Source organism: Acidovorax sp. CCYZU-2555 (assembly GCF_018413525.1).
Classification (GTDB): Bacteria; Pseudomonadota; Gammaproteobacteria; order Burkholderiales; family Burkholderiaceae_C; genus Comamonas.
Genome location: NZ_JAHCDD010000008.1, coordinates 78167 through 92636, shown reverse-complemented (window position 1 = coordinate 92636; position 14470 = coordinate 78167). Strand labels below are relative to the sequence as shown.

Sequence of the window (14470 nt, the reverse complement as noted above, 5' to 3'; positions counted from 1 at the left end):
TGTGCAACATCTTCTTTTCAAGCGATGGCGCACAGCCTCTCGATTGCCATGTCATCCGTTCAAATCAATGCAGTCCAGCTACGTGAAATATTGAGTGATGGCGCTGAAGTCGCGTTGCTGGATTTGCGCGAAGAAGGCGATTTCACCCAAGGCCATCTGCTGCTGGCCGCGTCGCTGCCCATAGGCCGCCTGGAGCTGGATTTACTCTGGAGAGTGCCGCTCAAGAGCACGCGGATCATTCTGGTCGGAGGCGATGCGCAGCGGATTCAACGCGCACTGCATTTGTTGCGCTGCGTCGAATATGGCCGTGTATCGGTTCTGGCCGCGTCACGGGCGGAATGTGAAGCGGCTGGACTGGGTTGGTTCAGTGGAAAATTTGTTCCCAGCAAGGCATTCGGCGAGGTGGTGGAAACCGCGAAGAAGACGCCGCACATCAGCACGCAGGAACTCATTGCGCTGAAATCCAAAGGTGTCGATCTGCTGATGCTGGACAGCAGAACGCCTGAGGAGTTCGTGGATTTCTCGTTGCCGGGGGCGCTGAGTTGTCCCGGCGCCGAACTGGCCTTGCGCGTACCCGAAGTGATACGGCAGAACAGTGTCGTGCTGGTGAACTGCGCGGGCCGCACGCGCAGCATTATCGGCGCGCAATCGCTGATCAATGCGGAGATTGCTTGTCCGGTATTCGCCCTCGAAAACGGCACCATGGGCTGGCATCTGGACGGCCACGATTTGCAGCGCGGACATCTCGCGATGCTGGAAGAAGTGCCGGCGCCAACGCAACTGCAAGCCAGCCGCGCGACCGCAAGAAAGCTGCTGGAGCGCGGTGGCGGGCGCATCATTTCGTGGAGCCAGTTGCAGGCAGATCTGCGTGATCAGGGTGTGACGACCTACTTCTATGATGTGCGGCTGCCTGGCGCTTATCTGCAAGCCGCGTTTCCCGGTGCGCGCAACGCCCCAGGCGGCGAGCTGGTGCAAAGCACGGACTTTTTCGCACCGGTGCGCCATGCGCGCATCGTGCTGGCGGATACCGATCTGGTCCAGGCACCCATGACGGCCCATTGGTTGAGACAGATGGGCTGGCAGGCGGATGTGCTCGATCCCGCGACGGCTCCGGCGCTGGAGGCCGCGCCACCTCAGCGGGCGCATTGGCCGCAAGCGCCGGCTTCGGTGGAGTCGATTGCGCCACATGAGCTGCAGCAGCTGCAGCCCGATCCGCGGCTTGCCGTGATCGATTGCGCGAACAGCATAGCGTTTCGCCGCGGCCATATTCCCGGGGCTTTCTTTTGCGCCCGGTCTGCATTGGCCGAAGGCTTGAAGGATTTGCCTGCCGAGGTGACGACACTGGTGTTCACCGCCGGCGACGGCGCAATGGCCCGGTTTGCCGCCGCCGATGCGCAGGCTTTGGGCTGGCATGCCAAGTGCTTGATTGGCGGCACTCCGGCTTGGTTGGAGTTGGGACTTGCGCTGGAGCAAGGCGCGGTTCGCCAGCTGAGCGCGCCCAACGATATCTGGTACTCGCCGTACGAAGTGGCGCCTCACCTGCAAAAGCAAGCCATGCGCGAGTACATCGACTGGGAGGTGGGGCTTGCACAACGCGTGGCAACGGAGCCGGGCATCCATTTTTCGGTGTTGTGATTCATTTTCTTGAGGGAAGTCACCATGGCCGCCTATTCGTTTCAATGCATCAACCCTGCGGAACTCGGAAAGCCACTGGGGCCGTATTCGCAAGCCTTGGTCATTCCCGCTGCCAACCAATTGCTGCAGCTCTCGGGCCAAACGCCTTTGCGCGCAGACGGCAGCGTGCCCGAAAGCTTTGACGCCCAGGCGGAGCTGGTGTGGCATCGCATGTCCGTTTGAACGATTCCGTCGTGAGTGTGGCGAGATAAGCCCATTCTTCTTCTCCACCCAACGAGGTCGAAAAATGCAGTTCGAAGAAAAGCAGATGATTCAACGGCGCATATTGCTGAGGCAAGCGGCAGCGCTTGGCGCATTGACGGCGCTGCCGCCCGCTTTGCATGCGCAATCGGGCTCCACCAAAGTCGTGAAGATCGTGGTTCCGACGGCGGCAGGCGGGTCGGTGGATTCGGCGGGGCGACTGCTGGCGGACGCGCTCAACCGGGCGCAGATGGAGCGATTCATCATCGAGAACCGCGCCGGTGCGGGCGGCTCGATCGGAATTCAGTCGGTGGTGAAGAGTCCGGCCGATGGACAGACGCTGGTGCTGGGCATCGCCGCCACGATGTCGGTGCAGCCGGCGATCCACCCCGGCTTGCCCTACAACCCGGCACGCGACCTGGCGCCCATCGCCATGTTTGCCCAAGGCGGACTGGTGGTTGCCGTCGCCGCGAGCAGCCGCTGCAGGGCGATCAAGGATCTTGTCGCACTGGCCAAGGAAAAGAAGGAACTCACCTACGGAACGGGTGGGCAGGGAACATTCGGGCATCTGACCGGCGAAATCATCAAGTCGGATCTGGGCATAGAGATGCGCCACATACCGTATCGCGGGGCCTCGCCAGCGGTGACGGATCTGATCGGCGGCTTGTCCGACCTGTGTGTCGTCGATGCCTTTTCTGTGGCTCCACACGTGCAATCGGGCAAGGCGCGCATCCTGGCGATTGCCGGGCCCAACCGCCACCCGACATTCCCCAAAGTCCCCACGCTGACCGAAGCGGGCATCCCCTTCAGTCGTGGAACCTGGGTGGGACTGTTTGCGCCCGCGGCCATCCATCCGGAGATTGCCAGCAGCCTGTCTTCGAAGATCGAGAAGCTCACCGCGACACCGGATTTTCGATCGCATCTGCAGGCCTTGGGCTTTGTGCCCACCTTCCTGGGCTCTCAGGCCACGCGCGATCTGGTCGCGGCCGAAATTGAAGAGTGGAAGCTCGCCGCCCAGGCCGCGAATGTGAGGATGGAATGAGCATGAACTGCGAAGTTTCAGCGAGCGACAGCGCGGCCATTGCGGCACAGCGCGCGGCCGAAATTGCCAAAACGGTGGAACGTGTGCGGGCGCTGGCGCGTGGCGAGCAAAACATCGGTGTGGCCGCGGCGCAATGCATTGGCGTATTGATGCAAGCGCTGGCCGCGCAGCTTGCCTTGTGGCGCGACGCCGATTTCCCTGTCCCGCAAGACAAGCTCTGGCAGGCCTATGCATTGCACGAAGACGCCGATGGCAGCTACGCCATGTATGCCGTGGCGATGAAGCCCGGGCATCAGCAACCGCCGCACAACCACACCACCTGGGCGGTGATCGCGGGAGTGCGCGGCCGGGAGAAAAACGCGCTGTATGCACTCCATGCACAAGAGCCAACGGCGCGCGTCGAACACCTGGCTGATATCACCGTGGGCCAGGGCAATGTGCTGGCCCTGGGGCCGGACGATATCCATGCCATCGAGGTGCTGGGGCCGGAGAACGCTTTGCACCTTCATCTCTACGGAAAAGGCTTCGCGCATCTGAGCGACAGAAGAATTTTCGATCTCGCGACTGGGGCCAGCCGGCCCTTCCCAATCATCCAAGGCGTTAACTAAGTGGGCACATGCCCGATCTTTCAATAGGTACACATATGGCGACATCAATTCTCGATCAACGCGGCGATGGCTTTGTTCAGGCGAACGGTCTGCAACTTCACTACGAGCAGTGGGGGCACGGTCCTAAGACCGTCGTGGCTCTGCACGGAACCTCGCTGCACGGCCGTGTCTGGTATTGGCTCGCACAGGCGCTGCCCTCGGACTATCGACTGATTGGTCTGGACCAGCGTTCCCATGGCGACTCGGATCGTGTCGCACCCGGCCAGTATTCCGTGGAGCACTATTGCGCCGATCTGGAGGCCTTTGCGGACCGAATGGGCCTGGAGCGCTTCTCCATCGTGGGCTCGTCTCTGGGCTCCCGCGTCGCCTTGCTTTACGCCGCCCGCCATCCCGAGCGCGTGACTTCCATGGGCCTGCTGGATCTGAGCTTCGAGATGCCGATCGAGGCGTCCGAGCACATGGTGCACGCCCACGTCACACGCCCGCGCACATTCGCCAACTTTGAAGCCGCGGTCGCGTTCTCCAAGACCTTGCCGCAGCGCCTGCGGTTTTCCGATGAAATCCACCGCCGCACGCTCGAAGGCGATCTGCGCCAGTTGGCGGATGGTCAATGGGAATGGCGTTACGAGAAAGATGCGGCGATAGAAACCTTGCGCTGTGCGGCCAAGGACATGTGGGATTCCGTGCAGGCCGTGCGTTCGCCTACGGTCATTCTGCGCGGTGCCGACAGCGACGTGCTGATTCCCTCGACGGTGGAGCGCTTGAAAAAGGAATTCCAGGGCGTGCAGATCGTCGACGTGCCCAATGCCGGCCACTCGATCTGGGGCGACAACCCCGAGTTCACGGCCAATGCATTGGTGAACATGCTTCAGTCCAATCCGGCCGAAGTGAATCCCTACGACGTGCCCTATGCGCAGGGAAAAGAGCTGAGCATCCGTACCGCGTCCATGAACTTCTCGGCGCGCGAATGGGGCGCGGCGCATCTTCCGGTACTGCTTTGCCTGCATGGAACGTCGATGCAGTCCAGCGCCTGGACGGCTTTGGGCAGTGCGCTGAAAAATCAATGCCGCGTGATTGCGCTGGACATGCGCGGCCATGGAAAGTCCGACAAGCCGCCATCGGGCTACAAGCTCAGCGACTATGCCGATGATGTGAAGCAGGTATTGGATGCATTGGGCGTGGCGCGAGCCAGCCTGATCGGCAGCTCTTTGGGCACCCAGGTCGCCATAGAGTTTGCGGCGAAGTATCCAGACAACGTGGACAAGCTCCTCTTGTCCGACCCGAGCTGCCTGATCGATCAGGATGCCATAGACAAGTATGTGGCCCTGCATCTGTCTCGCCCGCGCACCTTTGCCGACGACAACGCTGCCCTGCAGTTTTCCAAGAGCCTGCCGCAGCGCCAGCGGTTCTCCGACGAAGTGCATGCGTTCACGCTGCAAGGCGATCTGGGTGAAGTGGCGAACGGCGAACTCGAATGGCGCTATGCGCTGGAGCCGATTTTGCAGACGTTCAAGGAGTTGCGCGTGGACCAATCCGCGTCCATTGCGGCGGTGCGCGCACCGGTGCTGATCTTGCGTGGCGAAGATTCCCATGTGCTGTCACGTCCCAATGCATTGAAATTGCTCGAGCAGTTTGCGCAAGCCGAACTCATAGAGTTCTCGGACTGTGGCCACACGATCTGGGGCGATCAGCCCGTGGCGCTGGCCCGCGAAGCCGCCGCATTCTTGGGAAAGTAAAGCGTATGAACGAGCCCCACAGCAGCTTGCAGCCCGCCACGCTGATCACGCATGCCGGTCGGCCCAAGGGGTGCAAGGTCACGGTCAACCCCGTGGTCGCACGCACCAGTACGGTGGTGTTCGACTCCATGGCGACGCTGCGGGAGGCGGTTGCTGGTCGGGCGCGTCACGAAACCGGACTGGTGTACGGCCGCAAGGGCAGCCCCACTGGCGAGTCGCTGGAAGCGGTGATTTGCGCCTTGGAGGGCGGCCACCGCAGCCGGCTTTTCAGTTCGGGTCTGGCTGCCATCACCTGCGCCATCCTGTCGGTGGTGCGCAGCGGCGATCATGTTCTGGTGGTGGATTCCTGTTATGAACCCGTGCGGAAATTCTGCGTGCAGTATCTGCAGCAGATGGGCGTGGATTGCAGTTTCTTCCAGCCGGATCTGAGCGATCTGAAAGCGAAGATTCGTCCGAACACCCGGCTCATCTGGACCGAGAGCCCGGGCTCCATCCTGTTCGAGATGTGTGATCTGCCGGCACTGGTGGCATTGGCCAAGGCGCATGACAACGTGGTGGTCGCTGTCGACAACACCTGGGGTTCGGGGCTGATGTATTGCCCGTTGCGGTTGGGCGCCGACATTTCTGTCATCGCGGCGACCAAGTACCTGGTGGGGCATTCGGACGTGATGCTGGGCGCGGTGACGACCCACCAGGACCGTTGGACGGCGCTCGCGGATATGGGCGACCTTCTGGGCCACTGCGTGAGCCCCGACGATGCCTACCTGGCGCTGCGCGGCGTGCGCACCTTGTCCGTGCGCATGCGCCAGCAGCAGGACACCGCCTTGCAGGTGGCGCAATGGCTGCAAAAGCAGGCGTTGATCTCCACGGTGTTCTATCCGGCACTGCCCGATGATCCGGGCCATGCCATCTGGAAACGCGACTTTTCAGGCGCCAATGGCCTGCTCAGTTGCGAGTTCAGAACCGATGTCAGCGCCCAGGCGGTAGACGCGTTCGTCGAGACGCTGCAGCTGTTTGGCATCGGGCATTCGTGGGGTGGATACGAGAGCCTGGCCTTGCCCGTGTCGCCCGCGGCGGTGCGCAGTCTGAGCCATTGGCAGGGCCGTGGCAACGTGGTTCGCTTGCATGTGGGTCTTGAAGACCCGGCCGATCTGATTCACGACCTGCAAACTGCGCTGGCGCGCCTGGGCGAGGGGCTGGCGGGTTGACTGGGTTCTGCGGCCAGCAAGCACACGGATGCCGCAGCGGCCTCGGGTTGCCCTTTGAAACGCTGCGCATGGAGGCTGCGACGAAGATGGCCTGGCCCGAGTGGCTTGCAGCTAGGCTCCCGCTACGACCACCCTGTTGCGCCCTTCATGCTTGGCACGATACAGCGCCTTGTCCGCCTGATCGATCAACGCGCCTGTCGTCCAATCCACCGCTGCCCCATTGGCCGATGCCACCCCAATGGAGACGGTGACGATGCCTTCCACGCTCGCGCTATGCAGCAGCACCAGCCGCTCGACTTCTTCCTTGGCCGCGTTGGCGACTTCCAGGGCGCCGGCGGCGGCGGTGTCGGGCAAGATGGCGACGAACTCCTCGCCGCCATAGCGCGCCAGCACATCTCCCGGACGGCGTACCGCCTTGGAGAGCGCCGCCGCGACACGGCGCAGACACTCGTCGCCCGCGGGATGGCCGTAGTGGTCGTTGTAGGCCTTGAAGTGGTCGACATCGAAAAGGAGTACCGAAACCGGGCTGCCATATCTTCGGCTTTGCCCCAGGATTTGTTCGAAGCGGTGGTCGAACGCCCGGCGGTTCAATATGCCGGTCAGACCGTCATGTTCCGCCAGGTCTGCCAGCTGGGCATTGGCTTGCACGATCTGCTCATGGGCGATGCGCAGCGCGCGGTCGGAAGCCTGGCGCAGCTTCATGCTGCGAAAGACGTACCAGGCCGAAACGCCGATGATCGAGACCACCAGCAGCATGCAGGCGAACTGCACCTGCACCGCGCCGCGCCACTCGGACAGAATTTCCGCCTCGGACAGCGCGACGGTCACGAACAGCGGGTTGTTGGGCAGGTGCTCATACGCCACCAGGCGCTTGATGCCGTCAATCGGTGAGGTGATGCGGATGATGCCGGCGCGCGCGCTGTTGACCGCTGGCATCAGGGGATTGTTGGCGATCAGCCGGCCCAGGTCTTCCATCGCATACGGCCGCCGCAGCACGATCGTGCCGTTTGCCAGGCCCAGCGATATCGCACCTTTTTCGCCAATGTCGAAACCATTGAGCAGCTTGAGGATGTAGCCGACCCGAACGGTGGCCAGCAGCACGCCGGCAAAGCGGCCATCGGCGTCGTCTATGCGCTTGGAGACCGGAATGATCCATTCGCCCGTCGAGCGGCTTTGCACCGGCTTGCTGATCAGCACGCGCGTGCTTCGGCTTTCGCGGTGCGCGATGAAATACTCGCGGTCGGAGTTGTTGGCTTGCAGCGCCTGGGCCGGCTGGGTGTGCACCAGCCACTGGCCCTCATCCCCGTAGACAAACAGCCCATGGAGGTATTCTGCCTGGCTCAGGTGCGTCACCATGATGGGTTGCAGCGGCTCGAGGTTGGCGGCTGTCAACTCTCGCCGCTCCAGCATATAGCTCAGCGTGTTGAGCAGCCGGTCGACTTCGCTGAAAACGCTGTCGAGCTGGTTGGCTACCGAGTGGCCAAGATTCCTGGAGGTCTTGGTGGTCTGTGACCAGGCCGCGTCATAGGTCCGCGATGCAAGCCACACATTGGTGGCGATCAACACGACGGTCAGCAGCGCGAGCAAGACCCCGGCCGCGAGGAAGGGCCGTCCTGCCGGACGCGGCAATGTCTGCGGGTCGTGCGCAACGCCGGTATGGTTGGATTTCATTGTGGAAGCTGCATTGACAAGTGCCTGATCTCCCTCTGCACGGTTCGATGGAATGACACCGGGTTTCGTGGGGGCCGGCCACCGCAATGTGGCCCGACCGGCGAGTGGCCAATGGTAGTTGGCCTTGGCTTGCACAGGCTGACTTTAACCCGCCGGACTACCGCTGCCGGTGATGGCACAGCGAGGTCGCCGCCATCCGCGGGCCGACCATCAGTTCCTGGGCTTGCGGTGGATGGCCACTTGCGCCGGCGCCTGGCACACAGGCATCAGCTGTATGCAGGTGACATTCACATGCGCCGGGCGCGAAATCATCCACAGCACCGCCTGCGCCACATCATCGGCTTTCAGCGCCTCGGTCCCCTCGTAGGTGGCGGCCACGCGCGCGTCGTCGCCTTTGAAGCGCACATTGGAGAACTCCGTGCCTTCGGTCATTCCCGGCTCCACCACGGACACGCGCACCGGCGTTCCCAGCAGGTCGGCCTTGAGGTTCATGGTGAACTGGCGCACGAAGGCCTTGGTCGCGCCGTACACGTTGGCCCCTGGATAGGAAAACTGGCCGGCGATGGAGCCGATGTTGACGATATGCCCGCGGCCTCGCTCCACCATGCCGGGAAGCAAGGCCTGGGTGACATGGGCCAGTCCCGCCACATTCACGGCAATCATCTGGGCCCAGTCTTCGGCGCGCGCTTGCTGCGCCGGCTCGCGGCCCAGCGCCACGCCCGCGTTGTTCACCAGCAGGTCAACCTGGGCGAGCGAGGCGGGCAGGCGTGAAAGCAGGCCATCGACCGCGGCTGGGTCCGAGACATCGATTTGCAGCGGGTAGACCGCGTCACCCAGCTCGGACTGCAGTTGCTGCAGCTTGTCGAGGCGCCGCGCCGCCGCGATCACGTTCCAGCCGTTGGCGACGAGGGTGCGCGTCAGCGCTTCGCCATATCCTGAACTGGCTCCGGTCACCAAGGCTGTACCGGTGCTGGCAATTTCAAGGGGCATGCTGTTCCTCCAATAAAGACGGCATTGTGAATCGGTTTGCGACACGGTTTCGGCCTGCGGCGTTGACGAGCTCGGCCCGCGCAACACTGCGCAAGGCCAAGCAGGCGAAAGCGCAGGCCGTTGATTATGGTTTGTCCCTAGTTTGACGTTTTGGCGACAGCTCTTTGTTGCCACGCCAGCGCACTATCGATAAGGCAAATAGGTCTCGGCATGGATGCATTGCTGTTTCCATGGCGGGGTATAGAGTGCAGGCACTTTCTTGGGAGCAGTAATCAGCATGATCAGCAAGCCAATCTTGAGCAGGTCACCTCTTTTCTACGCGATGTCTACAGCCCTGCTGCTGAGCGCGTGCGGAGGCGGCGGTTCCGGCGACAACGCGGGTGAAAACACCCTGCCCAAGTCCACCAACATTGTCGATGGTGTTCCCGCGATCGACCCGGCGATTGCCTCGGCCGCGCAGAAATTGGTCGCTGACAAGAATATCCAGGCCATCGTGGCGGATCTGAAGACGCCGGCCAGCGAGAAGGCGCGCTTCAACCAGCACATGGAGCTGGTGCGCATCGCTTCGCCGTCGCGCTACGAGCACCGCATGGCGGCGGAAGTGCACCGCCGCATGGTGGCCGAATGGGGCTTTGCGGCCAGCGAGGTCAAGACCCGCGCCGACGGCAATCTTCCCGGCTCGGATGTGCAGATCGTCGACGGACTGCCGGTCTACAACGCCTGCGTGGAAATCAAGGGCAGCTACTCCAGCTCGCCCGGAGCCAAGGCCTACAACGGCCAGTATCCCAAGGTGCTGATCGAGTCGCACATCGATGTGGTCAATCCCGAAGTGCTGCCGCCTGCGAGCAAACCCTATCTGCCGATCAAGCTGCAGCCGATGACTGAGGCTGTCGTCAACACGCCCGAGGAGCTGGCCGCGATTTCCAGCGAGCTGGCGTTCGACGACCGTGGCCGCATTGTGCAGGACGCCAACTACGCGCTGGCCAGCCGCTGGTTTGCGACCGAGGCCGCGGCCAAGCAGGGCGGTGCGGTGCGCATGTATGTGCCCGGCTACTCGGACGCAATGGGCAATACCTCCAGTCTGTTCACCTTGGCGCAGATGTTCAAGAAATACCAGCTCAAGCCGGTGTACGACGTCTGGATCTGCGGCACGGCGGGCGAAGAGGGCAAGGGCAATCTGGCCGGCATGAAGCAGCTGTATGGCTTCGACCAGGACAAGGGCACGGGATCGAACCCGCTGAACATCGTCGCCAACTTCGGCTCGGAAGGCGGCGGCGCGATCAACTTCACGGGAAGCTATCGCTTCGAGATGAAGTTCAAGGCGCCCGCCATCCCCGGCAATGGCCCGAGTGCGGTCGAAGCCATGGCGGCAACGATTGCCAGGATCGCCGATCTGAAGACGCCTTCGGAGCTGCGCACCGATGCGGTCAAGACCACCTATACCGTGGGCCAGTCGAGCTGCGAGGCGCCTGTGGCGGGCTCCAATGTGATACCGAGCTGTACCTTGCTGGTCGACATGCGCAGCGAGCGCACCGATACGCTCAACGAAATCCGCGCCGGCATCGAGCCCACCTTCAAGGCCGGCGTCGCGGCGGAAAACGCCCGTTATGCCAAGGTCGATGGCGCGGGTGACGCGGTGGGCCTGGAGCAGGTCTGGTATGGCTTGCGCCCGGCATTCGTCAACGGCAACACGGCCAACATCGCCTTGCAGGCCGGCTGGCAGGCGGCCAAGAGCGTGGGCGTGGACGAGGTGGCCAAGGTGCCTACGGGCTCCAGCAGCCTCAACGACAACGTGCCGGCGAACACCGGCGTGCCCACCTATAACTGGTCGCTGGCCTCCAATGTGGCCAGCGGCGGCACCCATGCTTTCTGGGAGTGGGGCACCAAGGGCGATCCCGCCCGCGAGACGCAGCGCATTCAGCGCGCCTTGACTGCGGTGCTGATCGCCTCGGGTTACAACCTGGCCGACGGCAGCGTGATCGCTCCGGCGCTCGATCCCATCGGCGTGCGTACGCGCGAAGTGAAGTAAGCCAGAACAAGAGGTGACACCATGAAAAAACTGATCTCTACCCTTGTCTTCTCCGGCCTGGCCGCCGGCGCCGGCCTGGCCCAGGCGCAAAGCACCATCCTGGTCGAGTTCCAGGGCCCGGGAGGCCACAGCAGCAGCAACTACGGCCGCACCAGCGCCTTGCACGCGGCGGCGCGCTCCGTGATGGCGCTGCAGAAATCGGGCCTGCCCGCGGGCAGCTATGCGGTGACCGATCTCGCCGGCGGCAATTCGGTCAACAGCATCGCATCGGACGGCAAGTTCGTGGCGACGCTGAACGCCAGCTCGGGCGTATCGGCCAGCGACTTTCTGGCCAAGGTGACCGAGGCCGCGAAGGCCGGCACCGCCGCCGAAAATGCCTTTCGCAATGTCAAGGCCGGCGACCTGACCGCGGGCGCTCCAGCGGACATCCGCTACGCGGTCAAGCCGCAATAAGCGCCAGCCCTTGGCCACGGGCAGCGATGCCAGTCAGTGCCACCCTGACTGGCATTTTTCGTTGGCAACCGGGGCAACGGTTGCTGGCGCTGCCCGGGCACAACATGCTTTCCTGCAAAGCCTTCCTTGAGAACCGAATGAAAAAACCACGATTTTTCCGCGGCGCCGCCATCGGCCTGGTGTTGACGCTCGGCGCTTGGCTGCATCCCGCGCATGCCGCCTGGCCTGACAAACCGATCAAGCTGGTCGTCCCATTCCCGCCCGGGCAGGCCACGGACATTTTCGCGCGCGCCGTTGCCGATCAGCTGGGAAAACGGCTGGGCCAAAGCGTCATTGTCGACAACCGCGCCGGAGCCGGCAGCAACATCGGCTCGGAACTGGTGGCGCGGGCTGCGCCCGATGGCTACACCTTGCTGGTCGCAGGCAGCGCCATGGCGGTCAACCAGACGCTGTACAGCAAGATCAATTTCGATCCCACCAAGGACCTGGTCGGCATCTCGCTGATTGCCAAGGTGCCGCTGATCTTCCTGGCCACGCCGGGCTCGGGCATTACTTCCATCGCCGACTTGGTGGCCAAGGCCAAGGCCGCGCCCGGCCAATTGAACTACGCCAGCGCCGGCATAGGCGGCACCCAGCATCTGTCGGGAGAAATGCTCAAGAACCAGGTGGGCGTGTTCATCACGCACATTCCCTACCGCGGCAGCGGACCGGCGCAGGCCGATTTTCTGGGCGCCCAGGTGCCGTTGATGGTCGATTCAGTCACGGCCGCGCTGCCGCATATTCAATCCCGGCGCGCCGTGCCGCTGGCCGTGACGTCGGCCACGCGCTCGTCGCAGCTGCCCGACGTGCCCACGGTGCGCGAAAGCGGCCTGCGCGAGCTCAAGGAGTTTGAAGCCGTAGGCTGGCTGGGACTGATGGCGCCCAAGGGAACGCCATCAGACATCACCAGCCGCCTGAACCGCGAAGTCACGGACATTCTCAAAAGCGACAGCATGGCCCAGTTCATCCGCGAGAGGGGCTCCGAGCCCGCACCGACCACGGGGCCCGAGTTCGACCGCTTTGTCGCCAGCGAAATCCAAAAATGGGGCCGAATCGTCAAGGCATCGGGTGCCAGCGCTGATTGAGCGGCCTGCGCAACGTCAGGCCGACGCAGTTTCTGGCGGTGCCGCGCAGCGCTCACCAATAGCCCAGCAGCTTCCACCAGACGCTGCCCACGCCCGCAAACACCAGCAGCTCGAGCACGCACATCACCGCGCCCACGCGCCACCAGTTGCCCAGCGTGACAAGCCGCTGCCGAAGATGATGGGCGAGGTGCCGGTCGCATAGTGCGTCAGCGTCATCATGATGGCCGAGCCGGCCGCCATGAGCAGCATGAAGGGCACGACATATTCCCCGGGAATCAGCTGCGCGCCCACCATGATAAAGGCAAGCATCATGGCGCTGATGTGGGCCGTGGTGCTGGCGAACAGGTAGTGCGAGAAGACGAAGACGCCGACCAGCACCGCGGCCGTGGCCAGCCAGCCGATGCCGCTGGCGACGATGGCGTCCTTCATGCCCAGCGAGAACCAGCTGATCACGCCCAGCTTGTTGAGCTGCTCGGCCAGCATCACCAGTGCGCCGAACCATACCAGCGTGTCCCAGGCGCTTTTTTCCGACAGCACATCGTCCCAGTTGATGGTGCCGGTGATGATCAGTATGAACAGGCCCAGAAAGGCCACGACCGTGGGATCGAGCGTGAACGCCGGGCCCAGCAGCATGGCCGGCACATTGGCCCACAGCAGCAGCATCAGGCCGAAAGTGCCCAGCATGACTTTCTCGCTGCCCGACAGCGGCCCCATCTTCGCCATCTCGGCATGTGCGTAGTCGATGGCGTTGGGCGTGGCCTTGAGCTGCGGCGGCGACAGCAGGTAGATCACCAGCGGCATCAGCAGCAGGCACAGCAGGCCGGGCAGCAGCATGCACAGCGCCCAGGTGGTCCAGCTCAGCTGAAATGTCTGGTTGGTGGCCTTGGCGACGAAATCGACGACCAGCGGATTGGGGGCGGTGGCCGTGAGGAACATCGCCGACGTGATGGGATTGGCGTGGTAATTCACCAGCGCCAGGTAGGTGCCGACCTTGGCTTCGGTGCCCTTGGCGGGATCGGAGTCGAAGGCCGAGGCGATCGACTTCATGATCGGGTGGACGATGCCGCCGCCGCGCGCCGTATTGCTGGGCGTGAAGGGCGCCAGTATCAGTTCGCACAGCGTCAGGCCGTAGCCTATTCCCAGCGTGCGCTTGCCCAGCAGGGCGATGAACTGCAGGCCGATGCGGTTGCCCAGCCCGGTCTTCTTCAGACCGCGTGAAATCAAAATGGCCACCACGATCAGCCAGATCAGCGGACTGGAGAAGCTGCTCAAGGCATCGGCAATCGCTCCCTTGGACGAATTGGCGGTGACCTGCGACAGCGAAACGATCACGATGGCCATCAAGGCCATGACCCCGATGGGCATCACTTTGACAATGATGGCCACGATGGTGGTCAGAAAGATAGCCACCAGGTTCCAGGCGGGGTCCGACAGGCCGTCCGGCGTCGGAATCAGCAGCAGCGCTGCCAGCACCGCCGTCGTGATCAGGACCGGGCCCAGGCGAAATGGCACGGCCGATTGAAAGTAGCGCAGCGCCGCGAGCAAACCATTCCACATATCCCCAACCTCTCTAGAAATTTTTGTTGTCCCCAGGGCCTTGCCTGGGGTTCACGCTGCGGGTCAGGCCGCGCGCTGCCGACTTCAGGGACGGCAGCGCGGCAAGCCGGCGTCGATGCCACAGCCGCAGCTGCCGGCCTGAGTGGCGTCGTCAGCATAAAAAGCACGCTACTTGAT

At 63.2% G+C, this 14470-nt stretch carries 11 protein-coding genes and 1 pseudogene; 9 read left to right on the top strand and 3 right to left on the bottom strand.

What is annotated here, in order from left to right; genetic code table 11:
• Positions 1-24 precede the first annotated feature (24 nt).
• From KHY18_RS04590 to metC, 6 genes are all read left to right on the top strand, one after another.
• Positions 25-1635: a rhodanese-like domain-containing protein gene (locus tag KHY18_RS04590; RefSeq protein ID WP_213294809.1), complete on the top strand. Its 1611-nt coding sequence runs from the start codon at positions 25-27 to the stop codon at positions 1633-1635.
• A 24-nt stretch (positions 1636-1659) separates the two neighbouring features.
• On the top strand, positions 1660-1857 hold the full coding sequence (locus KHY18_RS04585) for a RidA family protein (RefSeq protein ID WP_213294807.1): 198 nt from the start codon (positions 1660-1662) through the stop codon (positions 1855-1857).
• 64 nt (positions 1858-1921) lie between these two features.
• A complete protein-coding gene (locus tag KHY18_RS04580; RefSeq protein WP_213294804.1) occupies positions 1922-2917 on the top strand; it encodes a Bug family tripartite tricarboxylate transporter substrate binding protein in 996 nt (331 codons plus the stop codon).
• Between the two features lie 2 nt (positions 2918-2919).
• Positions 2920-3525: a cysteine dioxygenase family protein gene (locus KHY18_RS04575; protein WP_213294801.1), complete on the top strand. Its 606-nt coding sequence runs from the start codon at positions 2920-2922 to the stop codon at positions 3523-3525.
• A 35-nt stretch (positions 3526-3560) separates the two neighbouring features.
• Positions 3561-5261 carry an alpha/beta fold hydrolase gene (locus KHY18_RS04570; RefSeq protein ID WP_213294798.1) on the top strand — a complete coding sequence of 567 codons (1701 nt, stop codon included), beginning with the start codon at positions 3561-3563 and terminating at the stop codon, positions 5259-5261.
• A gap of 5 nt (positions 5262-5266) precedes the next feature.
• Positions 5267-6469, top strand: coding sequence for a cystathionine beta-lyase (gene metC, locus KHY18_RS04565; RefSeq protein WP_213294795.1), 1203 nt, complete (start codon positions 5267-5269; stop codon positions 6467-6469).
• 111 nt (positions 6470-6580) lie between these two features.
• Here the strand turns inward: metC and KHY18_RS04560 are convergent, their stop codons facing one another.
• The gene (locus KHY18_RS04560) at positions 6581-8140 is read right to left on the bottom strand and encodes a sensor domain-containing diguanylate cyclase (protein WP_213294793.1); all 1560 of its coding nucleotides are present in this window, start codon (positions 8138-8140) and stop codon (positions 6581-6583) included.
• Positions 8141-8350: 210 nt separating this feature from the next.
• Positions 8351-9130 carry an SDR family NAD(P)-dependent oxidoreductase gene (locus KHY18_RS04555; protein ID WP_213294790.1) on the bottom strand — a complete coding sequence of 260 codons (780 nt, stop codon included), beginning with the start codon at positions 9128-9130 and terminating at the stop codon, positions 8351-8353.
• A 322-nt stretch (positions 9131-9452) separates the two neighbouring features.
• On the opposite strand from KHY18_RS04555, the gene KHY18_RS04550 reads away from it, so the two are divergent.
• The 3 genes from KHY18_RS04550 to KHY18_RS04540 all read left to right on the top strand — a co-directional run bounded on the left by KHY18_RS04550 (position 9453) and on the right by KHY18_RS04540 (position 12736).
• Positions 9453-11159: a zinc-binding metallopeptidase family protein gene (locus KHY18_RS04550; RefSeq protein ID WP_213294788.1), complete on the top strand. Its 1707-nt coding sequence runs from the start codon at positions 9453-9455 to the stop codon at positions 11157-11159.
• Between the two features lie 21 nt (positions 11160-11180).
• Positions 11181-11612, top strand: coding sequence for a peptidase dimerization domain-containing protein (locus KHY18_RS04545; RefSeq protein WP_213294786.1), 432 nt, complete (start codon positions 11181-11183; stop codon positions 11610-11612).
• Between the two features lie 137 nt (positions 11613-11749).
• Entirely contained in the window at positions 11750-12736 is a 987-nt protein-coding gene (locus KHY18_RS04540) for a tripartite tricarboxylate transporter substrate binding protein (protein WP_249728909.1), read from the top strand.
• A gap of 52 nt (positions 12737-12788) precedes the next feature.
• Here KHY18_RS04540 and KHY18_RS04535 read toward each other — a convergent pair.
• Positions 12789-14293 (bottom strand): annotated as a pseudogene (locus KHY18_RS04535) (DASS family sodium-coupled anion symporter).
• Positions 14294-14470 lie beyond the last annotated feature (177 nt).

Coding starts and splice junctions, on each gene's coding strand:
- KHY18_RS04555 (WP_213294790.1), bottom strand. CDS start 9,130: ATGCCCCTTGAAATTGCCAGCACCGGTACAGCCTTGGTGACCGGAGCC.
- KHY18_RS04575 (WP_213294801.1), top strand. CDS start 2,920: ATGAACTGCGAAGTTTCAGCGAGCGACAGCGCGGCCATTGCGGCACAG.
- KHY18_RS04590 (WP_213294809.1), top strand. CDS start 25: ATGGCGCACAGCCTCTCGATTGCCATGTCATCCGTTCAAATCAATGCA.
- KHY18_RS04545 (WP_213294786.1), top strand. CDS start 11,181: ATGAAAAAACTGATCTCTACCCTTGTCTTCTCCGGCCTGGCCGCCGGC.
- KHY18_RS04570 (WP_213294798.1), top strand. CDS start 3,561: ATGGCGACATCAATTCTCGATCAACGCGGCGATGGCTTTGTTCAGGCG.
- KHY18_RS04550 (WP_213294788.1), top strand. CDS start 9,453: ATGTCTACAGCCCTGCTGCTGAGCGCGTGCGGAGGCGGCGGTTCCGGC.
- KHY18_RS04540 (WP_249728909.1), top strand. CDS start 11,750: ATGAAAAAACCACGATTTTTCCGCGGCGCCGCCATCGGCCTGGTGTTG.
- KHY18_RS04580 (WP_213294804.1), top strand. CDS start 1,922: ATGCAGTTCGAAGAAAAGCAGATGATTCAACGGCGCATATTGCTGAGG.
- KHY18_RS04560 (WP_213294793.1), bottom strand. CDS start 8,140: ATGAAATCCAACCATACCGGCGTTGCGCACGACCCGCAGACATTGCCG.
- KHY18_RS04585 (WP_213294807.1), top strand. CDS start 1,660: ATGGCCGCCTATTCGTTTCAATGCATCAACCCTGCGGAACTCGGAAAG.
- metC (WP_213294795.1), top strand. CDS start 5,267: ATGAACGAGCCCCACAGCAGCTTGCAGCCCGCCACGCTGATCACGCAT.